Here is a 26,320-nt window from a genome sequence, read left to right as displayed (position 1 = left end):
TTTCCTATATGATTGGTAGGTGAGGGAATGTTGTCAAGGTCACAGTTGAAGTGTTTTTTGAAGGCCCTGCGGGGTTTTGCGGCGGGTAATCCTGAGCCGGCCGGGTCCTATAGGATTTTTCCATGACACGCCTCACCTCCAGCGTTCCTGAAGCATCGGCTGAGCGACCCGTCAGCCGCCAGGTCCTGGCCGACCACGTCTACGAAGCCCTCGTGGAACGCCTTATGGACGGCAGGCTCCAGCCCGGTGCAGCTGTGAGCATTGACAAAACTGCGCGGGATATGGACGTTTCGCCGACTCCGGTGCGTGAAGCCCTCGCCCGCCTGGAACACACCGGCATGGTCCGCCGGGTCGCGCTGAAGGGCTACCGGGTGGCTCCTGCATTCACACAGGACGACTTTGCACAGCTCATGGAGGCCCGCCTGGTGATTGAGCCGGCCAATGCACGCCTCGCATGTGACCGCCTGACGCCGGAGACCCTCGCCGAGATCGAACGGTCCATTGAAGATCTGAAGAGCGCCCCCCGCGGGCCGTCGTTTACTGAATTCCGGGACTATCTGGATGCGGATCAGCGGTTACATCAACTCATTGCCGGCCAGGCCGGCAACCAGTTCCTGCTGGCCGCCTACAACGCATTGGGCGGGCAGCTGCAGCGGTTTCAGCTTTTCTCCGGCGTTGGGATCACTGACGCTGACTTCGCCATTGCCGAACACCAGGCGATCCTTGACGCGCTGCGCGCCGGCAATCCGGATGCGGCCGCAGAGGCAATGGCGGAACATATCCGTGCGGTTAAGGCACGGACGATTGCCGACGCGGCCGCAGTTGGCGGAATCCACTGATCCCCGGTTCCGGCAGCGCCCGAGGGCTCGGCACAAGCGGCTGCTGACGGTAAAATAAAAACCGTGCCAGGCTCGCGGATGCAGGCGGTTCCCCCCTCGGTTCTGTCGGTGCCCGTGCTTTCAGGACCATTCACCGCCGCTACCGGTGAACCGATGAAACAACCGTCCCGGAAAGCATTGAACGTCCGGGGCGTTGAGCCGGCCTTCTGCGTCTGCCGGAGGTTTCAATTGCCATTTTCCAAGGGTCAGATCCTCGTCCATCCCCATCACGGCCCGGCCGTGGTGAGTTCCTTCCAAACCCACCCCCGCCTGCACAAGGACTGCATTGTCCTTGAGGTGCAGTCCTCTCATCTGCTCGTCTGGGTTCCTCTGGACCAAGTACAGCATGTTGGCCTCCGGCCGGTTCTGGACCAGGCCGGGCTCGATGCCCTGTTCGCCGTCCTCCGGGCGCCGGCGGACGAAGAGGACGCGCAGTGGTCGCGGCGGTTCAAGGACAATACCGAACGGCTTGGTACCGGAGATCCCATGGTTCTGGCCGCCGTCGTCCGTAATCTGATGCTGCGCAGCAACTCGCACGGACTCTCGCAGGCCGAAAGGGAAATGCTCCGGCATGCCCGCCGGCCGCTGCTAACCGAAGTCTCGCTGGCGCTGGGCATTTCAGAGCTCGAGGCGTCCGGCATGATCGACTCCGTGTGGAACGCCGTCTCTGAACCGGAAGCATCCTGAGAATTCCGGTTCGGCATGCTGGTGGCCCGGCGGGCCGCAGGTACGGAACTTAGGCGGGACCAGCTTTGCACAGCAGGTGATGCCAGCTGTCGGCCAGCACGTCGAGGGCGTGATCCCGGTTCGGTTCCAGCCTGCGGCGGGTCCACAGCGTGGCCACGTAATCGAGCTGCGTATACGCGAGGGTTCCACGGATGTGCCGTGTCTCGGGCGGAAAGCGCCCGGCTGCCTCCATCCCTCTGACCATGTCGGAGATAACCTCTTCGTGCCAGGACTCAAGCATGGACCGCACATCTGGATCGACGGCTGCCGCGTCGCTCAGTACGTCCAGATACGGACGGAAGACAGGCCACAGCGCAGCCCGCGATTCAAGCCAGCCAAGGATGCCGGGCAGCTCGCCCACACGGACGACGTCAACCAGATCCGGTGCGGTCGAAGGCCCCGGGCCGTCGCTGCGGTCCAGCACGGCGTTCACGCGCGCCATGAAATCCTTCATGAGGTCGGTGCGCGAAGGGTAGTAGGCATAGAACGTCACGCGGGTGGTGCCTGCAGCCGCAGCGATCTCATCGATGGTGGTGGCGGCGTAGCCCTTTTCGGTGAACAGCTCCAGGGCGCGTTCAACAATGGTGTCGCGTGTCAGCTGCTTCTGGGCTTCTCGCAGTGACGGCATGCAAATAACCCTAGCAGTCACGGGGATTGCCTTCCGTCCCTGCCAACCGGCACCGCTTCCCCACTAGCTGCCGCTCAAAACAACCGGCCGCTGCACTTCGGTTCCGGCCGCAAGCCGGCGGAGCTTGGGAACGGGGATGCGGTAGTTGAGTGCGACGGCGGTGCCGCCTCCGGAGCCGCTGTTCCACCGCAGCAGCATGGAGCCGTCCGCCTTGCCCGGCTCGGTGTAATCCGGTGCGCCGGACACCGGGGTGAAGCCGGCCGCTTTCAGTGACAGGCCGAAGCCTTCGGTCCAAAAGTACGGAGAGAGGTCCAGCTCCGGCGCCTCATCCCCTTTCAGCAGGCCTGCGGCGGCTGCCTTGGCCGAGTCGATGGCGCTGGTCCACAGCGGCACCCGCAACGGACCGCGGCGGGTGGGAAATGAGGCCACATCCCCGGCGGCAACAATGTTCGGCCGCAGGCGCGTCCGGGAATCGGTGCGCAGTTGCCCGTCCGCCAACAGGCCGGAGCCGGTGAGCCAGTCCACGTTGGGAGCATCTCCGACAGCACTGATCACCAGTTCGGCCTCGAGCGCAGAGCCGTCCGCAAGCAGGACCCGGGTGCAGGATGCAGACCGGGCGATTCGGACCCGGCCGCCCAAAACAATCCGAAGCCCCTTGGCGGCTGCGGCGGCTGTGAAAATACCGGAGAGGTGCTCCCCCAGCTGGCGGGACAGCGGCGGCGCATCGGCCACCAGCGTCACCTCACAGCCGGCCTGCAGGCAGCCCGAGGCCACTTCCATTCCCAGCGGGCCGCCGCCGATCACGATGACCGAAGGGCGTCCGGCAACCCGTTGCCTCAGCTCTACCGCATCCTCAATGGTTCTCAGGGTGAGCTCGCTGCAGGGGCCTTCCCGGCTGTCCCGTCCCTGCGGATCAGGCTCGTTCCGCCGACCCGGCTGATCCTGAGCCAGGCGGCGGGCCCGGGAACCGGAGGCGATGACCAAACCGTCCCAGGGCAGCTCCGCTCCGCCGTCCAGGCGGAGAATTCGCCGTTCGACGTCGAGGCCTGCAGCACTGTGTCCGAGCAGCTCCGCGGCACCGTGTGTTGGTGCCGGCAGCTCATGGGCGGTAAGGTCAGCATTCACCTGCAGCAGCGCTTTGGACAGGGCGGGGCGGCTGTAGGGCTGGTGGGTTTCAGCACCAATTACGGTCAGCTCCCCGTCGAATCCTTCCGCGCGCAGCGAGTCGCAGGCCGTGAGTCCGGCGATGCCGTTGCCCACTACGACTATGCGGCGCATTATCACGGCGCGGACAGACGCAGGGCTGCGACGGGGCAGACCCGCGCCGCAGCCTTCGCTGCCTCCAGGTCTGCCCCCTCTACGTCGGCGGCATTGATGACCAGCTCGCCGTCGTCGTCCAGGTGCATCAGATTCGGTGCCGCTTCCTCACAGAGTCCGTGCCCCTCGCAGCGGGGCCGGTCCAGTTCGATCCTCATGCCGCCACCACATCCACAACACGAAGACCTTCATGGCTCCGGGTGATATTGCTCGGCAGCCTGCTTTCCCCGGCAATCGTCATGACCTTAACCCGCCGCGCCAGAGCCTCCAGGACCGCATGCCCTTCGAGTTTGGCAAGCCCCTGCCCGGCGCACCCGTGCGGACCGTACCCGAATGAAAGATGGTCCACCGGGTTGCGGGTCACGTCAAAGACATCCGGGTCAACGTAATGGCGCGGGTCGCGGTTGCCGGCGCCAAAGAGGATGCCAAGCTGCGCTCCGGCGGGCACCGTCACGGACTCCACCTCGACGTCGCGGGTCGCCGTCCGGCCCCAGATATGAATGGGAGCCCAATACCGCAGGACCTCTGCAAAGGCTGCCGGGACCAGTTCGGGGTTGTTCCGGACCAATTCCAACTGATCCGGATGACGGCCGAGCAGTGCGACGATGTTGCCGATGGACGCAATCGTGGTGTCCACGCCGGCACCCAGATACTGATGGATGATGTGGCCGGCCGTACCCGCAGGAATGTCGCCGCGGACTTCGGCATCAAAGATTCCGCGGCCCACGGAGCCGGGCGCCAGATCTTCGGCAGTGACTGAGGAGCACCACTCATACAGTTCACCCGCGACGGGAAAGCTCTCCTGGGTACGTTGATTCAGCGGGCCAAGGACCTGCATGGCTGCCTGGCCCCAGCGCAGCATGTTCTCCTTGACGTGACCCGTGAAGCCAATCAGGTCAGCCACAATCTCCAGTGGGAATGCGCGGGCCAGGGCATCAATTGCTTCAAAGTTCCCGCCCCTTACCAGCTCTGCCACCAGGTGGTCGGCCTTCTCATTGATGGTGGCCCTGAGACCGCGCAGGGCCCGCGGCGTGAGGTTCGCCGACAGCGTGGCGCGCAGCTGGGTGTGGACCGGCGGATCCGACGCCAGGGAGGTGCCTTGCAGCGCCTCATTCACCATTGGGTTGAACCCCAGGGAAGCCGAGGAGAACGACGACGGGTCCCCGAGGGTTTCCCGGATGGTGTCATACCGCGTCAGGACGTAGAGGTCGTTCTTCGGCAGGTACACCACAGCGCCCTGCTCCCGCAGCGCCTCATAGGTGGGATAGGGGTCGAGAAGGACGTCATCCGCCCAGATATCGATGTCTGATGAGGCAGGTACAGCCACGGCAGCTCTCCTAGCAATTGGTGGCCCTCGGTGCGGAAGCCACGCATGGCCCCTGCCGCATCGAGGAGGTTGGTGCTCCACCCTGCCGGAATGTTTACAGTGTGTCAAGAATCCCAACTGATCGACCGTAGCCCTACGCCCTGAATGTTTGTTTGACATCATGTAAAGATATCTGTGATGCTGGGCACACCAAGCGGACAGCGTGGGTCCGGTCACACCGGCTCATTCGTCCGCAATTCCCAGCTTCAAAGGAGAGGCCAGTGAGCCACCTCGCAGGCATCGACGTCGCCGGCACGTCCCGGCACGCCGCCCCCACACCCGCCGTCGTAAATACCGTCCTGGGGCCTGTTCCCGTCGATGCACTGGGAGCGGTGGCAATCCACGAAGCGCTGCTCTCCGTGGTTCCCGGCGCCGAGCACGCCTTTGATATCAACATGGACCGTGCTGAAATCTTCGAGGTCCTTGCAGCAAAACTGCGCACCTTCCGGGATGCCGGCGGCGGCACCATTGTGGACAGCACCGGCATGTTCCACGGCCGCGACCTCAAGCTCTACGAGGCGCTGTCCAGGGCCACGGGCGTTTCCATCATTGCGTCCACAGGCATGGGACCCGAGGAAATGCTCGGCGGCTACTTCCTCACCCCGCAGACCAACCCGCCCACCCCGTGGCCGGCAGAGAAGTTTGCCGGGCTTTTCTCGAAGGAGGTCATGGAAGGCATGGTGGTGCCGCGGGTCGAACGGCGTGCACCGGCCGGGCTGGTTGCCACCGCTGCCGGCCGCGCCGGCATGACGGCAACCGAGGAAAGCCTGTTCCGCGGCGCCGCACGCACGGCGCTGGCCACGGGCGTCCCGGTATCGCTGCGCTACGGAGCCGACGCGCTCCATGACCTTGATGTTGTCCTGGATGAATCGCTGCCGGCCGAGCGTGTACTCGTCGGTGGCCTGGACCGCCGGGACGCTGCGGACGTCGGTGCTGCACTGAAAGTGGCCCGCCGCGGAGCCTACGTCTGCCTGGACCACGTGGGGCTCAACGACGACGACGGGTACCTGGATGACCGCGCCCGCGCCGCCCTGGTGCTGGAACTAATCGGAGCCGGCCACGGAGACCGGATCCTGCTCGCCAGCAACGCCATCGGCGTCGCGAAGGGCCAGCCCGACTACGACCTGCCGTTTAGCTACGTCCTGTCCACGTTCATGCCCTTCCTCAGGGCGCAGGGCCTGAGTGCAGAAGATGCGCAGCAGATCTTGGTGGACAATCCCCGCGCCCTGCTGTCGGTGCGCTAGGCCTCCGCCGCGCACGCCCCTGGATTTTTCTATTTGAAGGTGAAGACGTTGTCGAGAGTAAACACTGTATTGGGAGCCATTTCCGCTGAAGAGCTGGGCCTGGTAGCCATCCACGAACATATTGGCTACGGAATGCCCGGATCCGAGCTCGATTCGCAGTGGTGGAAAACGCCGGAGCAGCGGTACCAGGAAACGGTGCCGAAGCTGCGCCGCTTCCATGAAAACGGCGGCGGAACCTTTGTGGACGCCACGGGCATCTGCAACGGCCGCGACATTGACTACTACAAATCCCTGTCAGCCAAGACCGGCGTGAATATCATCGCGTGCACCGGATTTGTTGGCGGGGACACGGCACTGCCGCACTTCGCCCGGGCTTCCGTGGAATACCTGGCCCGCGTCTTCATCTCCGAAATCACCGTCGGAATAGGCAACACCGGCAGCAAGGCCGGGGTTATCAAGGTAGGCGTGAGCCGCGGCGGCCGAATGACCGACCTGGACAAGCGGATCTACCGTGCAGCGGCACGCGCCGCCGTCGCCACCGGCGTGCCGATCCTCACGCATCTGGCCATCGATCCACAGCCGGCCATCGACATCTTCGCGGAGGAAGGCCTCCAGCTGAATCGTGTGCTCTTCGGGCATGCCGACGACGGCCTGAACGCCGCGGACACGCCCAGCGAATGGATCATGGGCCAGGGCGGACGGATCGGCTTCGACACCTTCGGCTATGAAACCGAGCTGGAGGATCCGCCCTTCTGGGCCCGGCCCCGCAAGGAACGCCTGGACCACTTTTTGAACCTGGTGGAAAAGGGCCACCTGGATCAGCTCCTGGTCTCCGCGGATGCCAACTGCAGCCCGCTGGGCTGGCCCGGGGTGAAGGGCCACACCGTGAACTACATTTTCGACACCCTGATCCCGGACCTGCGCAGCAACGGCCTTGATGAGGCGCAGATCAACCGCATCTTCGTCGAAAACCCCGCAACCTTCCTGTCCCTGCACGCCTAGCACGCCCCCTTCCAAACTTGCCGGCGCCCGGCGCCGCAGAAATGAAAGCGAACAACCATGAAGATTTCAGAGTTCAAAGACCTGCACATTGCCATTGTGGGCGGGGGCTACGGCGGCGCGGCCGCAGCTATTGCACTGCAGAGCATCGGGGCGGAAAACGTCCACGTCTATGAGCAGGCTCCCGCGTTTGGCCAGGTGGGTGCCGGCATTGGCCTGCGTCCGGCCACCGTGGAACTCTTCCGCCAGTGGGGCATCTTCGACGCCGTTGCCGCAGTGAGCGCACCCAGCGACCATCTGGAGATTGTGACCGCGGACGGCGGCATGGTCCTGGCCCAGGAGGAATGGCCGGAGCTGCACGGTTTTGCACAGACCAACCACACCCGCATCATTCACCGCGGCGACTTCATTGAAGCCCTGTTTGGCGTGCTTCCCCCGGAAATGGTGCACCTGGGCTACCAGCTCAGCGGCATTACCGATCACGGCGACCGCTCCACTCTGACGTTCGAAAACGGCGACTCCGTGACCGCCGACCTGGTTATTGGGGCCGACGGCATCCGTTCGCTGGTCCGCCAACAGCTGTTCACGGACAGGGCTCCGGTCTTCGCCGGCGAGCACGCCTACCGCACCGTCATCTCACTGGACGACGCCTTTGGTCTGGTCACCGATGACAACCCCCGTTTCTACATCGCACAAAACGGCACTGTGGCCTACAACCTGCCGCTGCGCCACCGCAACGAGGTCTCCTACGACGTCACTGCCCGGTCCGACGACGACACCTGGGCGCCGGTGATCACCAACGACTACCTCGTGTCCCTCCTGGAGGGCTTCGACGAGCGGATTGTGGACATTGCCCGCCACCTGGACATCAGCCGGGTCACCAGCCGGTCCGTCTACGACATTGATCCCGTGGATGCCTGGCACACGGATTCCGTCACCCTTCTGGGCGACTCGGCCCATGCCATGCTCCACCACCAGGGACAGGGCGCCAACTCCGCTATCCAGGACGCCGGCGCACTGGCCGACGCCCTGCTGGAAGCCGATTCCATTCCGGCGGCCCTCGCCCTCTTCCAGGCCAACCGCAAGCCGGTCACCGACGAACTGCAGCGCCTCTCCCGCCTGGGCTGGACCCAGGAGTCCGCAGAAGTTGCGTTCCCCGAGCAGGCTCCGGCCAAGTAAAGGACCCGAACCATGACCATTCATCCCGAAATTGCCAAGATCCTCGCAACACTGCCGGCCCCGCCGGAAGGTCCGCTGAACCCGGACGCCATGCGGGCCGGAGAAGCCGCCCAGGTGCCGCCGCTCGAGGAACGGACGCCGCTTCACCGCGTCGAAGACGTCACCGCAGCCACGGCTGCGGGAAACGTTCCGGTTCGAATTTACACCCCGGCCGACGCCGACGCCTACGGCCTGCTGGTGTACATCCACGGCGGCGCCTTCTTCCTGGGCAGCCTGGAAACCCATGACCACGTGGCACGTTCCCTCGCCAGGGAAACCGGCTGCAAGGTCATTTCGGTGGATTACCGGCTGGCACCGGAGGCATCCTTCCCTGCCGGTCTTCAGGACTGCTACGGCGTACTCCGCTGGGCGGCCGAGCACGGGGAGGACCTCCGCTGGAACGGCCGCACGCTCGCCCTCGCCGGGGACAGTTCCGGCGGCACCTACGCTGCCGCCGCCGCCGCCATGGCCACGGACGACGGTTTCACCGGCATCACCCACCAGATACTGTTCTACCCCTCGCTGGATCTGGATTTCGACGTCGACCGTTACCCTTCGATGCGGGAGAACGCGGAGGGATACGGCCTTGAAACGGCCGGGCTTAAGCCCTTCAACGCGTTCTATCTGGACAGCGGAGCCGATCCCTCCAACCCACTGGTTTCTCCCATCAAGCGCGCCGACCTTTCCGGTCTTCCGCAGGCCCTCATCATCACGGCGGAACACGATCCGCTGCGCGATGAGGGTGAGCTGTACGGCCAACGTCTTCAGGAGGCCGGGGTGAAGGCCACAGTTTCCCGCTACGCAGGAGCCAACCACGGGTTCGTGGCCAATTTCTCCTGGATCCCGGAGTTCTATTCGGCCTTCGAGCAGACCCGCGATTTCCTGCACGACGTCCGATGAGTGCCGCAGCGGAGGTCTATCCCCTGGTGTCGCCGTGGGGCCGGTTTGGCCTCTACAGCTATTTCATCGACGCACCCGAGCCGGCCATCGTGGACACGGGAATCGCTTCTTCCCCCGCAGAAGGCCTGCTCCCGGCCCTTGAACAGCTCGGCCGGAGCATCGAGGAAATCCGCTGGATCCTCCTCACGCATGGGCACATTGACCACCTCGGCGGGGCAAAGGCCCTGTGGGAGCTCACCGGAGGAAAAGCCAAGGTAGTCATCCACGAAGCTGACGCTCCGCTGCTGCGGTCCCGCCGGGCCCATGTGGACGAATATGTTCAGGGCCGCAGCCGGTATCTCAACGATGCTGACGGCGTCCTCCGGCAGACCGCGTCCGCCAAAGCCGTCATCTCCGGGGAAATGGAGCCGACCGTCCTGGTGCGGGGCGGGGAAACGCTCTGCCTGGGCGGCGGCGTCACGGTCTCGGTTCACAGCGTTCCCGGCCACACGCCCGGCTCGGTGGCCTATGTGCTGGACGGCCGGAGTTCCGTGTTCGTGGGGGACGCGGTGCAAATTCACGGGGCGGCCAACCGGTTCCCCGGGTACACCGACCCGGACGCGTACCGTGCAAGCCTCTATTATCTGCGCGATACCGTCCGGCCCGAACGCTTGTACCTGGGCCACCCGTACCGCGGAGCGGACGGCGAGCCCTACGGCGTCGAACTCGATACCGGGCAGGCCCGCCTCGCCCTGGATGAGTCCCTGGCGCTGGAAGCCCGAATCCGGGGCAGCGTCGCCGGCGTTCTCGACTCCGGGCTGACGGAAACCGACTCGGTCTATTCTCCCTTCGAAAAGGTGGCAGCGGATCTGGACTACACCGCTGATCCCACCCTTGAGCCCTCGCCGTTCTTCACGACGCTCGATGGCTACCGCAAACAGTCCATTCACAAGCTTTCCTAGAAGGAGCCGCACCATACATGGCCACTCTCCAGACGATCCAGGCCGGCGGAATGCCCGTCTCGGTCCGAAAGGACCTGCGCGTCCCGATGCGCGACGGCGTCGAACTAGCTGCCGACGCCTACCAGGGTGCCGGCGACAAACCGCGCCCGGCACTCGTCGCACTGAGCCCCTACGGCAAGGAGCTGCAGGCGATGGCGCTGACCATGCCCCCGCAGCGCCGCCCGAGCCCCATGTGGGACGGTTGCATCGAGGCCGGGGACATCGCACGGATCGTGAAGGAAGACTACGTCCACGTCATCGGCGATCTGCGCGGGTCCGGGGATTCCGGCGGGGAGCACATTGGCAACTACAACGCCGGCGGGGTGTCCCTGGGCCAGGATGCCTACGACTTCATCGAATGGGTGGCCGAGCAGCCCTGGTGTGACGGCAACGTGGGCATGGTGGGCATCTCCTACTTCGGTTCCATGCAGGTCCTGGCCGCCGCCGAACGCCCGCCGCATTTGAAGGCCATCTTCGTCTCCGGCGGCCACTATGACTTTTATGAAACCACTTACCACGGCGGGGTCATGTGGTTCATGCCGCGCGCCGCCCGCGAAGGCCGCGGCGGAGACTCCGGCTGGGCGTTCACCGACCGGGTGAAGTCGCGGATGATCGAGAAGCACTCCCCCGGGGACCTAAAGAAACTCGTCGCCCAGCGCCTCGAGGATCCGGACGTCGCTGCCTGGCCGAACCTGGTCCATGTGCTGAACTATCCGAAGAACCACGAGGCCTGGTTCGACATCGTGATGAACGACGTCGACGGCGAGTGGTACAAGGAGCGCAATCCGATCACGCTGGCCCCGAACATCGACATTCCGGTCTGGCTTCAGCTGGACCAGGGCCGCGGCTGGACGCTGGACGGAACGATTGAGCTGTTCAACGCGCTTAAGGGTCCGAAGAAGCTGGACATCGGGCCGTACCCGCCCATGCAGTCCCGGCCCTTCATCGAAGAGCACGACAAGATGTTCCGCTGGTACGACTACTGGATCAAGGGCATCGACAACGGTGTCATGGAAGAGCCCGCGGTCAGCGTGTTCGTGGAAGGCTCCCGCGAGGTCGTCACAGCTGATGCCTGGCCGCCGAAGGAAGTGGAGTACAAGCCGCTGTACCTGCGCACCCGCCGCAGGCTCTCCACCGACCCCGAACTGATGGGGACGGAGTACGCCGCGCCGGACGGCTTCTACCAGGCGCCGCTGACCGTGACGGACAAGGTGGAAATCCTGTCCTGGAGCACGGATATGTTCGAGGAACGGGCCGAAATGATCGGCACCGGAGCCGCACACCTGTTCGTGGAGATTGACCAGCCGGACACCAATTTCATTCTCCGGCTTTGGGACGCGGCGCCGGGCGGCAATCGGCAGCTGATCACCACCGGTTACCTGAAGGCCTCGCACCGGGAGCTGGACACGGAGCGGACCGCGGAGGGCAACCCATACCATCCGCACACACGGAGCGTCCCGGTGGAGCCGGGCAAAGTCCAGGAGTATGTGGTGCGCCTCTACCCGTTCGCGAACACGTTCCTGCAGGGTCACCGGCTGGTGGCGGAGCTCTCCAACGCCGAACCTCTGGCCGATGAGCACAACGCACTGCTGCCTCCCGATGCCTTTCACCTGCCCGTCGGCCGTCCCGTGACGCATAAGATTTACCGCGATGCCGGACACCCTTCCCGCCTCATGCTGCCGTTCACGACGGGCGGGGCGGACCGGTAACGCCAGCGCCTACCTGCGGACGGCAGCGGAGGGCGGCGGGTGTCTTCCGGCAGGCCCTCCAAGTGCGAGCAAGGTCACACTCCAGAAAGAACCACAGCGGAACTCCTGCTGGTTTACTTGAAACATCAACTAAACCTATCCAGGAGGTCTGCTCATATGAGCGACAGCATTCTGCAATCATCAGCTCTGGAACCGGCAGTCCTCGGCCAGCTCTTCGTCGAGGCCCGCACGGTCGCCGAGTTCAAGGACGAGCCCGTAACGGGCGACCAGTTGCAGGCCATTTATGACCTCACCAAAATGGGACCCACGGCCATGAACATCCAGCCGCTGCGGATTACCTGGGTCCGCTCCCCCGAAGCCCGGGAACGCCTGGTGAAGCACATGGCCCCGGGCAACCAGTCCAAGACCGCTGCAGCTCCGCTGGTCGCCGTCCTGAGCTACGACCGCACGTGGCACGAGCATTTCCCCACGGTGTTCCCGCCGGCCGCCGAACGGGCAGCCGACTTTGCTGCGAACCCGGAACTGAGCTCGGTGATGGGCAACAACAATGCCCATCTCCAGGCCGGATATTTCCTCCTGGCAGTACGGGCCGCGGGCCTTGCCGCCGGCCCCATGGGCGGCTTTGACGCCGCCGGGCTTGACGCTGATCTGCACCAGGGCCTGGACCGGCAGTCCTTCCTGGTGGTGAACATCGGTGTTCCGGCCGGCGCACCGCGCCATCCGCGCCTGCCCCGTCTGGACTACGCGACGGCGACCACCGAGCTCTAGCCGCCCGCTCCCTCTTTACCGGCCCGGCGAGGCACCAGGGATAACGACACCGCTGCCCCCGCCGGGCCAGCAGGAGAAACCGGCGGGCAGCTGGTATCCCTTCTCGACCGATTCTGCCAGCGTGTCCAGGCAGCGCGACACCAGGACATTCGGGGTGTCACTCACGGATGCCGACAGAGTGTTGTTCGCCGCCGCCTGCGCCTCGGCGGTCGCCTTCCGCTGTTCGGCGATCCGGGTTTCCCCGATCGCGGCAACATAGTCGTCCAGCTTCTTCTGGGTGGTCTCCGAAAGCTGCATATAGGAGATGGTGATCGACTGGATTTGTGCCATCGGTTCGGCGCCGAGCCGGGTCTTCATATCCTCCTCAACCACCTTGGAAACCGCATCATAGTCGGGAGAGAAGGACAGCTCGGCGGATGAGGCGTCATTGTCCGCGCTGTTGAACTGGGCAACGGGGTTGTAGTCGCTGAGCGCTTTCTGCAGGGACGCCTTCAGCTGCGTGCTGATCACCGCGTCCCGGAATGAAAGGGTCGGGTCGTCCGACTTGAAATCCTTGTACACCCGGTCGGCCTCGGACTCGACGATGTTCCAGCGGTTGGTGATGGACACGCAGGCCTGCGACCCGTCCCCGATGCGCACGGCGACGCATTCTTCACCGCGGTAGTCGTCCGTCTGGATGGTGCCGTCAATTTCCACCACCTTTTGCCAGGGCGCCTTTGTGTGCAGGCCGGGAGAAAGCGTTTTCTCGGACACCTTGCCGAAAGCCACCAGCACGCCGGCATTCTTTGCGCTCACCGTAGTGAAGAGGCCGGAAGCAAGAATCCCCAGTGCAATGAGAATGGTGACGACGCCGATGCCGATCGGGATCGCCGGGTTGGCTTTTGAAGAAGGTTTCGAAACAGAAGCTGACTTTTCCTTTTCCAATTCCCCGGACGACGCCTCACCGTCAGTACCGGCCGGCTCTGCAGTCTTGTTCCGGGAGGCAGGCGGCACCGGAGTCCGCCGCATCGCCAGGCCTGACATCAGAATTACCAGGCCGGCAACAAATAGGACGACGGAAATAATGGCTATGGCCAAGGGAAACCGACTTTCAGGGCACGGAAATTGTCATAGGAGACCCTACGGGGTGGCCGTTGCATCTCAAAACCCGGATACGTCAAAAAAACGCACCGACCGTGCCATGAAACAAAGTCCTCCGAATTGTCATAGCGTTAAATAGCTGAAGGGCGGACACCTTTGCGGTGTCCGCCCTTCAGGTATGAACTGCGCCGTTAAGGAAACGGCGCTGTTTTCAACGGAGCTGCCTAGGCTACCGGAGCAGCAATCTTCATGCCGTGCATGTTGACCAGCAGCTCGCGTGCAGCCTTGATCTGGCGCTCGGCTTCGGCGTCATCCCAGCCCAGCTGCGGAGCCAGCAGGCCCGCCAGCTCGGTCAGCATTTCGGCAGTCACCAGGCCGCGGAAGGCCAGCGAGGTACGGCGGATCAGGATGTCGGACATCCGGGTGATCTGCTCGTGCTGGACCATGTAGGTCAGCTCGCGGGTGCTCAGCTCGTTGGTGGAGGCCAGCAGCTGGTCGGAACCCTGTGCCAGGAACTCAAGGACGTCCGTGGCGCGGGTGCCGTAGCGGGTCAGCAGCACGCGGACGCGGTCGCGGTCAGCAATGTCGCTGGCGGTGCGGTTGACCCACAGGCGCTCTTCGGCCTCGGTGCTCGGGAAGCCCTTGCCGCCGCCGATCTGCAGTTCCGACGTCGTCGTCTTCCGCGGCATGCCCAGTGCGGTCATGGCCTCGGATGCGAGGTTTTCGGAGAGGGCACGGAACGTGGTCCACTTGCCGCCCACGAGGGACAGGCTGGTGACGTTCTTGCCGCCGCGGCGGTCAATGCGCTTTTCGATGCGGTAGTCACGGGACACGAAGCCGGGCTGCGTGTCATCGTGCTTGGGCAGCGGGCGCACACCGGAGAAGGTGTAGACGATGTGGTCGCGGCGCACGTCGATGGTCGGGAACACGTGGGCGACGAGTTCGAAGAAGTACTCGATTTCCTCGTCGGTGCAGACCGAATCCTCGGTGATGTCGGCGTCGATGTCCGTGGTGCCCACCAGGACACGGTCACCCATCGGGTAGATGAGGACAATGCGGCCGTCGGTGTGCTCGAAGAACAGTTCGCGGCCGTTGCAGGCTTCCAGCAGTTCCGGGTGGTCCAGGACGATGTGTGAGCCCTTGGTGCCGCCCATGAAGGAAGTGCGCTTGCCGAAGGAGTCGTTGGTCTCGTCGACCCAGGCGCCGGTGGCGTTGATGACGACGTCGGCCTCGAACAGGAACTCTTCGCCGGTCAGTTCGTCGCGCAGCAGCGTGCCGGCGTCCGTCGTGCCCACGGCGGAGACGTAGTTGCTGGCGCGGGACTGCGGGTTGGCTTCAAGACCGTCGCGCAGCACGTCCAGGGTCAGGCGCTCCGGGTTGTGAACGGAGGCGTCGAAGTACGTTGCGGTGTACTTGACGTCCGAACGCAGCTTGGGAAGTTCCTGCAGGGACTTCTTCTTGCCCACAAAGTTGTGGCGGGGGGCCACGCGGCCTCCGCGGGAGAAGAAGTCATACATCAGCAGGCCGGCCTTGATCAGGACGGCGCCGCGCTCGGTGTGCTTGCCCTGCTTGTGAGTCAGGAAGCGCAGCGGAGCTGCGGTGATGCCCGAGAACGTGCTCGTGATCGGGATGGTGGTCTGCAGCGGCTTTACATAGTGCGGGGCCAGACGGAGCAGCGCATTGCGCTCGACGACGGACTCATGCACAAGGCGGAACTCGCCGTTTTCCAGGTAGCGGATGCCGCCGTGGATCATGTGCGATGAGGCGCCCGATGCACCCTGGCAGTAGTCACCGCGCTCCACGAGGGCTACGTCCACTCCCTGCAGCGACAGGTCACGGAAGGTGCCTACGCCATTGATGCCGCCGCCTACGATGAGCACTGAGGCCCGGGGGCGGTCCTTCAGCTGCTGCACCACCGGACGGACGGCGGTTTTTCCCTTGTTGGGGTTCACGGAATTGTCCACGACTATCTCCAAACGCTTCTGTGGCGGCTTTGCCATATCCCACAATGTTCTGAGTCAGGGGCACCGGCAATCGAGCTGATGCACAAACGTGCAGCCTGCCATAATGGAATCATGTGGATCGAAGCAGTGTTGGCGGGCAGCAAGTGAACAAAGATGTCACCAATGCGTTTCCGGTGCGGCCCCCGGAGGGCCCTGCCGCGACCGAGCGGGAAGGCCGTGACCGGGACGCCCTGCGGGCCGCCCAGATGTATTACCTGCAGAATCTGACCATGGAGGCAATCGCCCGGGAACTGCGGATATCACGCTCCACGGTTTCCCGTCTCCTTTCCCATGCTCGCAGCACCGGGCTGGTGGAGATCCGCATCAAGAGCCCCTCGGACCGTGCCCCGGCGCTGGAAAAGGAGATCAGCTCCCGCTTCGGCATCCATGCCCGGGTCATCCCTGTGGCAGAGGGCGTATCCCCGTCCCAGACGCTGCAGCGCGTTGCCGTGCAGGCGGCCCACCTGATTGGCCCGCTCATCGATTCCGACGCCATTGTGGGTGTTGCCTGGGGCTCCACCCTCGGCGCCGTCAGCCAGTATCTTTCCGTGAAGAACACCCACGACAGCACAATTGTGCAGATGAACGGGGCGGGAAACTTCCGCACGTCGGGCATCACCTATGCCAGCGAAATCCTCCAGCGGTTCGGCCACGCCTATGGTGCGCGCGTGGTGCAGTTCCCGGTTCCCGCGTTCTTTGACCATACGGAAACCAAGGAAGCCATGTGGCGGGAGCGTCCGGTGAAACGCGTGCTGGACCTGCAGGCCCGGATGAACACCGCCATCTTCGGCGTCGGTTCCATCAAGGCAGGTGTACCCAGCCACGTCTACAACGGCGCCTACCTGGACGAAGAGGACCTGGACGATCTGATGGCCGAGGAGGTGGTGGGCGATGTTGCCACCATGTTCTACCGGGCCGACGGCACCTGGGACGGCATCCGCCTCAACGAACGCAGCACCGGCCCGGATTTGGAGCAGCTGCGCCAGGTACCCCGCCGGATCTGCGTGGTGGCCGGGGAATCAAAGGTCACCAGCCTCCTGGGCGCGCTGCGGGCCGGGCTGGTCACCGACCTCATGCTGGATGAGAACTCGGCGCGGCTGCTGGCCTCTGCCTGACAGTGCAGCCCCGGTTATCCTCCCGTTTCAAAGAGGACGTTGATCGCGTCGTTCGTCCCGTTAAGGGAAGATGCAGGCACCCGGTTGGCCCAGATGTCCTCCAGGGACGGTTTCATCAGGGCCGTGACATCTGCTGCGTGCGTGGTGACCGAGACGTAGAAGGTGGTGTCTTCCTCCACGGGGGCGATAAAGGGATCCGGGTCTATTCCCATGTTTCGGTAGACTTCCGCGGCGATGGGCGTGGCGTCACGCCGGGCCGGGAAGACCACACCGGCCTGAGCAACCTCCTGCTGGCAGGCGGCGGAGCCCAGGAACGCCACCCAGGCCGCGGCACCCTCGGGATTATCGGTGTCCTTCACTACGGAATCTGCCAGCCCGTTAAGCATGGATTTCGATGTGCCGTCCGGGCCGATGGGAGTCCGCGCCGTACCAACCTGCATTCCTTCAGCCTTGGCATAGGACGTAATGGTCCAGGCCCCGTCAGGAACTATGGCTACCTTCCCGGAAGCCAGCTGCCCGCTGGTTCCTTCTGATGCGTTGAACTGTCCGTAGCGCGGCATGAAACCCTTGTCCGTCAGGGAGAAGAACCAGTCGAGTGTTTCGTGAAGCGCCGGGTCGTCGTAGTTGTAGCGGTCCCCCCACAACGCCTTGTTGGTGGAGGTCCAGCCGTTCGAGGCCGCAAAAGCGGACCACTGGGCCTGCCCGGCGTTGTCGCCCCCTGCCGTGGCCACACCGAACCCGTAAACGGACACGTTGTCCTTATCGAAGCCCGGCTCGTCGCCGCGCACCCCGTTGCCGTCCACGGTCAGGCGGGCCACTATTTTCTCGAACGTTCCTCCGTCCTCCGGGTTCCAGCTCCACCCGTCCAGGTCCGCAGCCGTGAATCCGGCTTCCGCCAGCAGATCGGCGTTGTAGAACATGGCTATGGTGTCCCAGTCCTTCGGCATGCCGTACTGGTGTCCGTCCGGGCCGGTCCACAGATCAGACAGGCCGGCCTGGAAATCGTCGGGATCCACGGCTGCCGTGGCGGGCAGCTCATCCAGTGGCGCCAGCACTTCGAGCTCAGTGAATTGCGGATACTTCGAGACATGGTTGGTAAACACGTCCGGACCGGTGCCGGCGATGAACCCCGCGGTGAGTTTGGTCCAGTAGCTGTCCCAGCCGGTCTGGGAAATGCGCACCTCCTGGCCGGGGTTTTCCTGCTCGAACATCTGCGCGCATTTTTGGTAGGCGGGCAGCTGATTGTTGTCCCACAGCCAGTAATCAACGACACCGGAGCCGCCGGCGTCGCTTTCTGCCTGCCCTCCGCATCCGCTCAGGGCCAGGACAGCGGCGGTAAGGACGACGCCGGACCGGGTCACCCGGCGGCGCGGGGAAATGCCAAAGTGTGTCATGGTGTGCTCCTACTTGATGCCGCTGAAACCGATGGAGTTGATGATGCGCTTTGCGAAGACCGCGAAGAGGGCAACCATCGGCAAAGCGGCAACCAGGGTGGCCGCCATCAGGCCGGCCCAGTCCGTGCCCGACTGCGGCGACTGGTCCCGGAAGACGCCCAGGGCGACGGTGAGGATCCGGGACTTGTCGGTGTAGGAAACCATCAGGGGCCAGAAGTACTCATTCCATGACGTGATGTAGGTCAGGATGGAGAGTGTGGCCAGGGGCGCCGCGGAAAGCGGCAGGATGACTTTGAAGAAGATGCCCGCCTTGGAGACTCCGTCCAGCAGGGCCGCCTCTTCCAGTTCGTTGGGCACGCTCATGAAGAACTGGCGCAGGAAGAACACGGCGAACGGCGTCATGAACATGCTGGGCAGGGCAATTCCCAGCAGGGTGTCCACCAGGCCCAGCTGCTTGATAAGTACAAAGTTGGGCAGCAGCGTGAAGATGGCGGGAACCATCAGCCCGGCCAGGAACAGCGCAAACACCTTGTCCCGTCCGGGCCACTTCAGCCGGGAGAAGGCGTAGGCCGCCATGGCGGAGAAGAAGATCTGCCCTGTTGTCACCAGAGTGGCTACTACCACCGAGTTCAACAGGTAGCGCCAGAAATTCATGGCGGTGCCGGCGCCGCCCTCCGCAATGGCTTCCTCGGTGGTGGCCATGCCGAGCACCCGTTCAAAGGCACCCCAACTGAACTCGGGCGGGAGCCAAGATGCAGGATGCGCCTGCAGGCCGGCGTTCGTGGACAGTGCTGTGCGCAGCATCCAGTAAAACGGAAACAGGGTAATCAGGATGACGGCCACCAGGAAAGCCCAGGCCAGTGCCCGGCCCGGGGTGAGGCGCCGGCGTCGTCGTACCTGTTCCGGGTGGTCGCCGCGGGGCGGAGCATCCAGGGATACGTCTGTGGAGGCCAGGGTGCTTCCGAGGGCACCCGGTGCGGGAATCGCGTTCATTCTGGGATCCTCGGATTCAGTTCAGGTCGGTGGAGCCGGCGCGGGTCAAACGGAACTGGATAAACGTGATGACCGCCAGGACCACCAGCAGCGCCACGGACATGGCAGAGGCATAACCGAACTGGAAGCGCCCAAAGGCCATTTCGAAGATGTAAAGCTGCAGGACGTTGGTCGCGTTGGCCGGGCCTCCTCCGGTGGTGACGGACACCGTATCGAAAACCTGGAAGCTGCCGATCACGGTCATGATCAGCACGAGGGCCATGATGGGGCGCAGCAGCGGGAGGGTGACGGAGAAGAAGGTACGGATCTCTCCGGCACCGTCGATCCTTGCCGCCTCATACACCTGCGGAGGAATGGCCTGCAGGCCGGCGAAAATCAGCAGGGCTGTGTACCCCATGTGCCGCCACACGTTGATCAGCGCAATGGTGGGAATGGCCCAGGTCTCGCTGGACAGGAAGCCAATCCGATCCAGCCCGATCCACTCCAGCACCTGGTTGGCCACGCCGAACTGGGTATCCAGGATCCATAGCCAGACGATCGCCGCCACAACGTTGGCCACCAGATATGGACCCAGCACCAGTCCGCGCAGCAGCGATGACTGGGTCAGCTGGTGCATCAACAGCGCTATCAGCAGAGCCACAACGGTTTGCACGCCGATGTTGATCACCACGTACTGGACCGTGACCACCAGGGAGTCCCAGAAGACGGGGTCCTGGACCAGCCGCCGGTAATTGTCCAGGCCCACAAATTCCGACGGCGTCAGCAGGTTGAAGCTGGTGAAGCTCAGCCAGATGCCGCGGACTGTGGGCCAGGCAAGGAAGAAGATGAAGCCAAGTGCGGCAGGAGTGATGAATAGAAGGGCAAGCTTGGTGTCCTGGCCGGAACGCGGACTCCGTTTCGGCGGTGCCGCGGCGACGCTGCTCCGTTGCAGCGGCGTGGTGGTTGCCATGGCCGGTGCCTTAGCCCTGGACCGCAGCTGCGCTTGGGGAGACCGCCTCCAGGTGCAGTATGCGCATCTCATCCGGATGGAGCCCCGGAGTGTGGACGCCCACCTGCTCCAGTGCCCGCCCGGTCAGGACGGCGCCCTCGCTGCCCGGCCACCACGGCGGCGGCCGGAAGCCGTGCGGAGCAGGGCCGGGGGTTACGTCGCGCAGCCGGTAGGCCTGTTCCGGTTCCAGCCCGCGGAACTGGAACCTGCCCAGCGGCTCAACATCCGAGACCGCGGTGCGCACGACGGCGAAAAGAGCCTCGCTGCCGGCCTGGTCCACCACCCCGTGGATCTGCAGGGACGGATCGAAGGAGTCCAGGCGAACCATGTTTCCGGTGTGCAGCAGCGCGCGGTGTTCCTTGTAGAAATCCACCCACTGGGCCAGCTCGCTGCTCTCCTCCGCGGTGGCCTCCGTCAGGTCCCACTCGATGCCCAAATGCCCCCACACGGCCGTTCCCGCCCGGAAGTGCAGTGTGTGCATCCGGCCGGTGGTGTGGGAGCGCAGGGAGGCGATGTGGGACCCCATCAGTTCCGGCGGGATCAGCTGCTGCGTCCAGCGGTGCATCCGCTGCCGTTCAAGGGGGTCGATGCAGTCAGAGGTCCAGACCCGGTCCGTGTGCTCCAGGACGCCCAGGTCCACGCGGGCACCGCCGGAGGAGCAGGATTCGATTTCCAGGTCCGGGAACCTGTCCTTCAGTTCGGCCATCAGCCGGTAGGCGGCCAACGTCTGGACGTGGACACCCGGGCGTCCGTCGGGCTGGGTTCCGGCCTCGGTCAGATCCCGGTTGTGGTCCCATTTGATGTAGGCGATCGGATAGCGCTCCAGCAGGGCAACCATTTGGTTGCGCACATGCTCATAGGCTCCGGGCATGCCGATGTTGAGGACCTGCTGCTGCCGGGATTCCACCGGCAGCCTCCCGGCCGGCGCCATGATCCACTCCGGATGGGCGCGGGCCACTTCCGAATCCGGATTGACCATTTCGGGCTCAAACCAGAGACCGAATTCCATTCCCCGGGAGCGCACGTGGTCGATCAGCGGATCCAGGCCGTCGGGCCATACCTCCGCGGAAACCACCCAGTCTCCCAGCCCGGAGGTGTCATCGCGGCGGGAGCCGAACCAGCCGTCGTCGAGCACAAAGCGTTCAACGCCGACCTCCGCTGCACGGTCCGCCAGCTCGGTCAGCCGGCTCAGCCGGTGGTCAAAGTACACGGCTTCCCAAACGTTCAAGGTGACGGGCCGCGGACGGGAGGGATGCTCCGGGCGGGCTCGCAGCCAGGCGTGCAGGCGCCGGGCCTGGTCATCAAGCCCGTTCCCCCAGACACCGTACAACCAGGGCGAGGTGTAGCTCTCCCCCTGTCCAAGCGCCAGCTCTCCGGGCAGGAGCAGCTCGGAGCCGCCCAACACCTGCAGCCCGTTGGAGAGCCGCTCTGCCCAGGCCCGGTGGTTGCCGGAGAACCCTACGTGCAGCCCCCACACCTGGCCGTCGGCAAATCCGAATCCCGGCTCACCCGCTGACAGGACATAGGCGGCATCCGCACCGGTACGGCCCTTGCGTCCCTCGCGCAGGTGGATTCCCACCGGCAGCGCAGTGCGCTGGAGCGTACGTTCTCCGCCCCAGTGCCCGGCAAAGTCAAGGATTTCCCTGGCACGCGCGGGAAGAGGGAGGACAAGGCCCAGTTCCTGGACCCGGTACTGTCCCTCCCCGGTGTTGGTCACGCCCGCGCGGGTGCGCAGCAGGCCCGACGGCGCGAGTTCCAGCTCGATCGTCAACTCCAGCCCGGAGAGCTCATCCAGAGCCGTCACGAACAGCTGGGCGGCACCGGCACTGGTAAGGGCTCCATCTGTTGCTGCGTCCTGCTCCGACGGCACTCCCAGGTTCACCCGGGTGACGGTGAACAGCGGAGTCCACGCCGTGCCGTTCCGGTCCCCTGCAAGACCCGGCCGGCCGGTCCATCCGGCATGGAGTGAACCGAGCAGGTCCGGCCGGACGGGAACGTCCAAGCTGTTGGCCGATCCGTGCGGAACTGCAGCAGCAGTGAGCGTGGCGGCTTCTTCGGCTCCGAGCCCGGGCAGCGCCGCTCCCCAGTGCACCACGGACGGCAGTTGGTCATGGGAAAGATCCACCAGCACCGACACACCCCCGCTGCACAGATGAACGCGGCAGGCGCCGGTGGTGTCGAGGACGAGGGAAGGTTCGAGACTGACAGCTGTCAAGGTGGCTCCTGCAGTGGGACGGGCGAACCGTCCGAACTGCAGCGGACGGCGAGTGTGAGGTACCTCATACCGTAACCGTCGGGTGCGTCTATTCAACTATCCCGCGCCCGCGAGTCGCAGAGTGCAGAACCGGCCCGTCCGCCGTGCTAGGCGAGTCCCGGAGCCGGTTTGATCGAAGGCATTTCGGGCTTGTGCAGCGCGAGGCTTCGGCGCACGGCGGGCCAGAACAGCACCAGCGCAGCTGCTGCGAGGAAGCTGGTATACACCTGGGTCCGCCCGCTCTCACTGAACATCATGATGGTGACAATTCCGATTGCCCCCAGGATCAGGACGAGGTTCAGCCAGGGGAACAGCCACACCTTGATCTTCAGGGCGGATTGTTCCTCCGGGCTCATTTTGGTCCGGAGCCGCCACTGCGTAACCGCAATGAACACATAGACAAAGAGGGCCACCAGACCGGTTGAATTCATGATGAATTCATAGATTCCCGAACCCGGCGCGATGAAGTTCACCAGGGTGGCGACGAGGCCGCCTACGGTGGAGGCAATAACCGCGAACACCGGAACACCGCGCTTGTTCCGCACCGCAATGAGTGACGGCGCCAGCCGCTGTTCAGCCAGCGCGGCAAACATCCTTGACGCCGAATATGTGCCGGAATTGAGCACCGACAGGACCGCCGTGAAAATCACGAGGCCCATAATGGTCTCGGCGCCCGGCAGCCCGAACAGATTGAACACATAGGTGAAGGGCGCAATCACGGCGGCATCCGGGAGCTGGTTCCACGGAACAATGGTGACGATGACAAAGATGGCTCCGACGTAAAAGAGCATCACCCGCCAGATCACGGTGTTTGCCGCCCGGCGGATTCCAGCGGCGGGGTTTTCCGATTCCGAGGCCGCCATGACGGCAATTTCGGTGCCGAAGTAGGAGAACAGAACCAGCGCCACACTGGCCAGGACTGCACTGAATCCATTGGGCATGAACCCGCCGTTAGCCCACAGGTTTGAGACCGAAAGCGAGGCGTTGGGAAGCAGACCGAGGATGTAGAGGATGCCCGCCGCCAGAAACACCACGATGGCCAGCACTTTGATGCTGGCAAGCCAGAACTCCGTTTCCCCGAAGGTGCGAAGCGAGATCAGGTTGCTGCAGACGAAGATCCCCAGAAGGATCAGCGAACCGGTCCATGCCGGCAGGCCGGGGAACCAGTTGTGGAGCAGGCCTCCGCCCACCACTGATTCGTACGCGATCACGCCCACCCAGAAATACCAGTACAGCCACCCGACGATGTAGGCAGCCCAGTTGCCCAAGCCCACCCGCGCATACTCCATGAAGGAGCCGACGGCGGGCCGGGCTGCGGCCATTTCGCCGAGCATCCGCATTGCCAGGAAGACCAGCAGGCCGCCGAGCGCGTAGGAGAGGATTGCCGCCGGTCCGGTGTTTCGGATGATGTTGGCCGAGCCGACGAACAGGCTGGCTCCGATAATGCCGCCCAGCGTGATCATGGTGACGTGCCGGGTGCGCAGCTTTTTGGCTGGCCGGCCCGCACCCGGCTCCGCTTCGGCATCAGCTGATGCGGCCCTGCGCAGCGGATGGGCTCCTGCAGGCAGGGGACCTCTCGGGCGGACGGATTCAGGCTCACTGGTCACGGCGGGCTCCTGTGCTGGGCGATGGTCCTGTGTGCGGTACTTGTCCTGCTTGGCGGTGGTCCTCAACGGCGCCAATCAAGCAGTTCCGCCGGACACCAGACAATCGGTATACACCCGTCGTCGCGTCCCCGACAGAGCGCCGGACAATCAAGCCAAGCTGCTGCCGCCGATTTTGCCCCGGGCTAGGATTCCAGCATCGCCACCGACCGGTTCCACAAGCCCAGCGCCAGGGCTCCGTCTGCGGCCTGGCGGTTGGGACGGGCAACCTTGCACCGCTCGTAGTACTTTCCCGTCGGGTAGTCCTCCCCAGGCGTTCCTTCCGCGAGGAACACCAGTGTCCGCGCACCTTTCTCCGGGCTGGTCAGGAAAAGCCGTCGCAGTGGCGTGGAATAGAGGGCATGCATCGCCGAACCCCTGGTGCTGGAAAAACCCGACGCGACGTTGCCCGGATGGAACGCCGTGGAAGTGGCGCCGTGCGAACGGTACCGGCGGTCGAACTCCTGGGTGAAGAGGATCCGCTCAAGCTTGGTGTCCCCGTACGCTTTGCGCGGCTTGTAGTTCTTTTCCTCCTCGAGGTCGTCCAGATCAATATGGGCAAACAACCGGTTTGCCACGCTGGAGGTGTTGATAACGGTTCCCCTGGACTCCAGCAGCCGGTCCGTCAGCAGGCGGGTCAGCAGGAACGGAGCCAGGTAATTCACCTGAAACGTCATTTCATGCCCGTCGCCCGTCACCTGGCGCTCCTTGCCGAAGATGGCACCGGCGTTGTTCGCCAGCACATCAATGCGGGGATAACGCTGCAGCAGCTCCGAGGCAAGGTTCCGCACGTCGTTCAGGACGGCGAAGTCGGCCAGCAGGTATTCGCCGCCGGTTTGTTCCGCCACGGCGGCCGTCTTTTCCGGTGAACGGCCAACCACCACCACATGGTGGCCGTCCCGGGCCAGCCTGGCCGCGGCAGCCGCCCCCACGCCGTCGGACGCGCCGGTGATGACGATGGTCTTGGAAGCCACGGGAGGCCTGCTTTCCTCTGAAGTGCCGGGACGGCATCACCCTAGCCGGGCGGATTCGGGAAAGGTAGCCGTCCGGCGCGGTTCAGGAGGTGAAACCGGATCAGGCAGTGCAGATCACACTGTGCCGGATTACACGGTGGGCCGCCGCCGCCAGAAGGCCGCCATCAGCGCACCCGATACGTTGTGCCACACGGAGAAGACCGCTGCCGGCAGGGCGGCTTCGGGGGTGAAGTACTGCTTGGCCAGTCCGGCGGCCAGCCCGGAGTTCTGCATCCCCACTTCCACGGCCATGGTGCGGCGGGAGGCAATGGGCTGCCGGAAGAGTTTTGCGGTTCCGTAACCCAATCCAAGGCCCATGCCGTTGTGCAGGATGACGGCGAGCAGGATCAGCCAGCCGGCGGTGACAATGGCCGCAGCGCTTCCGGCCACCACGGCCAGGACCACAAAGGTGATGGCCAGGACGGAGATCCAGGGCAGTACCGGCAAGACCCGGTCCACCAGCCGCGGCACCGCATAACGGATCACCAGACCCAGGACCACGGGGATCAGCACAATCTGGACGATCGACAGGGCCATCGAACCGGCGTCCACTGTCATGTAGCGGCCGGCCAGCCACAGTGCCAGCAGCGGGGTCAAAAGCGGCGCCAGCAAAGTGGAGACAGATGTCATGGCCACCGAGAGGGCCACGTTGCCCTTGGCCAGGTAGGTCACCACATTGGATGCCGTTCCGCCCGGTGCACAGCCCACCAAGATGACGCCGGCCGCCAGCTCGGGACTGAGCTGCAGGGCCCACGCGATGCCCGCTCCGAGCAGCGGCATGATCACGAACTGCGCCACCACCCCCAGCAGCACGGGCAGCGGCTGCCGGACCACCAGCGCAAAGTCGGGCAGGGTCAGGGTCAGGCCCATGCCGAACATGATCAGCATCAGGGCCGGATTAACGAACGTTGACAGCCCGGTGAAGGGTTCGGGGAAAAACAGGGCGACCGCTCCCCCGGCGAGAATGAGCAGGGGGAACACTGTCACGGCCACGCGCGCGCTGCGCTCTTCGGCCGTCCGGATCCGTTTGGGTGCTGAGGTGATGGGGTTCGCTGACATCTCCACATGCTGGCATCTGCCGCGCGGGTGCGCTATTTGTGACGC

At 64.4% G+C, this 26,320-nt stretch carries 23 protein-coding genes; 10 read left to right on the top strand and 13 right to left on the bottom strand.

What is annotated here, in order from left to right; genetic code table 11:
* Positions 1-122: 122 nt before the first annotated feature.
* Positions 123-839 carry a GntR family transcriptional regulator gene (locus tag ACIQXM_RS12930; protein ID WP_400932089.1) on the top strand — a complete coding sequence of 239 codons (717 nt, stop codon included), beginning with the start codon at positions 123-125 and terminating at the stop codon, positions 837-839.
* 228 nt (positions 840-1,067) lie between these two features.
* Positions 1,068-1,565, top strand: coding sequence for a CarD family transcriptional regulator (locus tag ACIQXM_RS12925; RefSeq protein WP_400932087.1), 498 nt, complete (start codon positions 1,068-1,070; stop codon positions 1,563-1,565).
* A 49-nt stretch (positions 1,566-1,614) separates the two neighbouring features.
* Here ACIQXM_RS12925 and ACIQXM_RS12920 read toward each other — a convergent pair whose 3' ends face one another.
* From ACIQXM_RS12920 to ACIQXM_RS12905, 4 genes are all read right to left on the bottom strand, one after another.
* Positions 1,615-2,232, bottom strand: coding sequence for a TetR/AcrR family transcriptional regulator (locus ACIQXM_RS12920; RefSeq protein ID WP_400932085.1), 618 nt, complete (start codon positions 2,230-2,232; stop codon positions 1,615-1,617).
* 63 nt (positions 2,233-2,295) lie between these two features.
* On the bottom strand, positions 2,296-3,492 hold the full coding sequence (locus ACIQXM_RS12915; protein ID WP_400932083.1) for an NAD(P)/FAD-dependent oxidoreductase: 1,197 nt from the start codon (positions 3,490-3,492) through the stop codon (positions 2,296-2,298).
* 20 nt (positions 3,493-3,512) lie between these two features.
* Positions 3,513-3,707: a ferredoxin gene (locus tag ACIQXM_RS12910; protein ID WP_400932081.1), complete on the bottom strand. Its 195-nt coding sequence runs from the start codon at positions 3,705-3,707 to the stop codon at positions 3,513-3,515.
* Positions 3,704-4,876 (bottom strand): cytochrome P450, encoded by a 1,173-nt coding sequence (locus ACIQXM_RS12905; protein ID WP_400932079.1) that lies wholly within the window; start codon positions 4,874-4,876, stop codon positions 3,704-3,706. Before ACIQXM_RS12905 ends, ACIQXM_RS12910 begins: the two co-directional genes overlap by 4 nt.
* A 260-nt stretch (positions 4,877-5,136) precedes the next feature.
* On the opposite strand from ACIQXM_RS12905, the gene ACIQXM_RS12900 reads away from it, so the two are divergent.
* The 7 genes from ACIQXM_RS12900 (at position 5,137) to ACIQXM_RS12870 (ending at position 12,733) form a co-directional block, all read left to right on the top strand.
* A complete protein-coding gene (locus ACIQXM_RS12900) occupies positions 5,137-6,159 on the top strand; it encodes a phosphotriesterase (protein WP_400932077.1) in 1,023 nt (340 codons plus the stop codon).
* 39 nt (positions 6,160-6,198) lie between these two features.
* Positions 6,199-7,161, top strand: a complete 963-nt coding sequence (locus ACIQXM_RS12895) for a phosphotriesterase (protein WP_400932075.1) — start codon at positions 6,199-6,201, stop codon at positions 7,159-7,161.
* 57 nt (positions 7,162-7,218) lie between these two features.
* Positions 7,219-8,337 (top strand): FAD-dependent oxidoreductase, encoded by a 1,119-nt coding sequence (locus tag ACIQXM_RS12890; protein ID WP_400932074.1) that lies wholly within the window; start codon positions 7,219-7,221, stop codon positions 8,335-8,337.
* A 12-nt stretch (positions 8,338-8,349) separates the two neighbouring features.
* The gene (locus tag ACIQXM_RS12885) at positions 8,350-9,276 is read left to right on the top strand and encodes an alpha/beta hydrolase (RefSeq protein WP_400932072.1); all 927 of its coding nucleotides are present in this window, start codon (positions 8,350-8,352) and stop codon (positions 9,274-9,276) included.
* Entirely contained in the window at positions 9,273-10,217 is a 945-nt protein-coding gene (locus ACIQXM_RS12880) for an MBL fold metallo-hydrolase (protein WP_400932070.1), read from the top strand. The genes ACIQXM_RS12885 and ACIQXM_RS12880 overlap by 4 nt, the downstream gene beginning before the upstream one ends.
* Before the next feature lie 17 nt (positions 10,218-10,234).
* Entirely contained in the window at positions 10,235-11,965 is a 1,731-nt protein-coding gene (locus ACIQXM_RS12875; protein ID WP_400932068.1) for a CocE/NonD family hydrolase, read from the top strand.
* A gap of 156 nt (positions 11,966-12,121) precedes the next feature.
* Positions 12,122-12,733: a malonic semialdehyde reductase gene (locus tag ACIQXM_RS12870; RefSeq protein ID WP_400932066.1), complete on the top strand. Its 612-nt coding sequence runs from the start codon at positions 12,122-12,124 to the stop codon at positions 12,731-12,733.
* A gap of 15 nt (positions 12,734-12,748) precedes the next feature.
* On the opposite strand, the gene ACIQXM_RS12865 is transcribed toward ACIQXM_RS12870, so the two are convergent.
* Together ACIQXM_RS12865 and ACIQXM_RS12860 are read right to left on the bottom strand one after the other, a co-directional pair.
* Complete coding sequence (locus ACIQXM_RS12865; protein WP_400932064.1) at positions 12,749-13,810, bottom strand: SPFH domain-containing protein; 1,062 nt, start codon at positions 13,808-13,810, stop codon at positions 12,749-12,751.
* Between the two features lie 227 nt (positions 13,811-14,037).
* On the bottom strand, positions 14,038-15,813 hold the full coding sequence (locus ACIQXM_RS12860) for a glycerol-3-phosphate dehydrogenase/oxidase (protein ID WP_400932062.1): 1,776 nt from the start codon (positions 15,811-15,813) through the stop codon (positions 14,038-14,040).
* A gap of 209 nt (positions 15,814-16,022) precedes the next feature.
* Here ACIQXM_RS12860 and ACIQXM_RS12855 point away from each other — a divergent pair, with 209 nt between their 5' ends.
* Positions 16,023-16,931, top strand: coding sequence for a sugar-binding transcriptional regulator (locus tag ACIQXM_RS12855; protein WP_400932503.1), 909 nt, complete (start codon positions 16,023-16,025; stop codon positions 16,929-16,931).
* Between the two features lie 14 nt (positions 16,932-16,945).
* On the opposite strand, the gene ACIQXM_RS12850 is transcribed toward ACIQXM_RS12855, so the two are convergent.
* The 7 genes from ACIQXM_RS12850 to ACIQXM_RS12820 form a co-directional block, all read right to left on the bottom strand.
* Entirely contained in the window at positions 16,946-18,325 is a 1,380-nt protein-coding gene (locus ACIQXM_RS12850) for an ABC transporter substrate-binding protein (RefSeq protein ID WP_400932060.1), read from the bottom strand.
* Positions 18,326-18,334: 9 nt separating this feature from the next.
* Positions 18,335-19,318: a carbohydrate ABC transporter permease gene (locus ACIQXM_RS12845; RefSeq protein WP_400932058.1), complete on the bottom strand. Its 984-nt coding sequence runs from the start codon at positions 19,316-19,318 to the stop codon at positions 18,335-18,337.
* 16 nt (positions 19,319-19,334) lie between these two features.
* A complete protein-coding gene (locus tag ACIQXM_RS12840) occupies positions 19,335-20,267 on the bottom strand; it encodes a carbohydrate ABC transporter permease (protein ID WP_400932056.1) in 933 nt (310 codons plus the stop codon).
* Positions 20,268-20,277: 10 nt separating this feature from the next.
* Complete coding sequence (locus ACIQXM_RS12835) at positions 20,278-22,521, bottom strand: alpha-galactosidase (RefSeq protein ID WP_400932055.1); 2,244 nt, start codon at positions 22,519-22,521, stop codon at positions 20,278-20,280.
* Between the two features lie 146 nt (positions 22,522-22,667).
* The gene (locus ACIQXM_RS12830) at positions 22,668-24,167 is read right to left on the bottom strand and encodes an amino acid permease (RefSeq protein ID WP_400932053.1); all 1,500 of its coding nucleotides are present in this window, start codon (positions 24,165-24,167) and stop codon (positions 22,668-22,670) included.
* A gap of 182 nt (positions 24,168-24,349) precedes the next feature.
* Positions 24,350-25,177: an SDR family NAD(P)-dependent oxidoreductase gene (locus tag ACIQXM_RS12825; RefSeq protein WP_400932051.1), complete on the bottom strand. Its 828-nt coding sequence runs from the start codon at positions 25,175-25,177 to the stop codon at positions 24,350-24,352.
* A 129-nt stretch (positions 25,178-25,306) separates the two neighbouring features.
* Positions 25,307-26,275 carry a bile acid:sodium symporter family protein gene (locus ACIQXM_RS12820; RefSeq protein WP_400932049.1) on the bottom strand — a complete coding sequence of 323 codons (969 nt, stop codon included), beginning with the start codon at positions 26,273-26,275 and terminating at the stop codon, positions 25,307-25,309.
* Positions 26,276-26,320 lie beyond the last annotated feature (45 nt).

The sequence above is a fragment of the Arthrobacter sp. NPDC097144 genome (assembly GCF_044762205.1).
In the GTDB taxonomy this organism is placed as follows: domain Bacteria; phylum Actinomycetota; class Actinomycetes; order Actinomycetales; family Micrococcaceae; genus Arthrobacter_B.
Note: the sequence above shows the minus strand (reverse complement) of the source record. Positions and strands in the feature narration are given on the sequence as shown.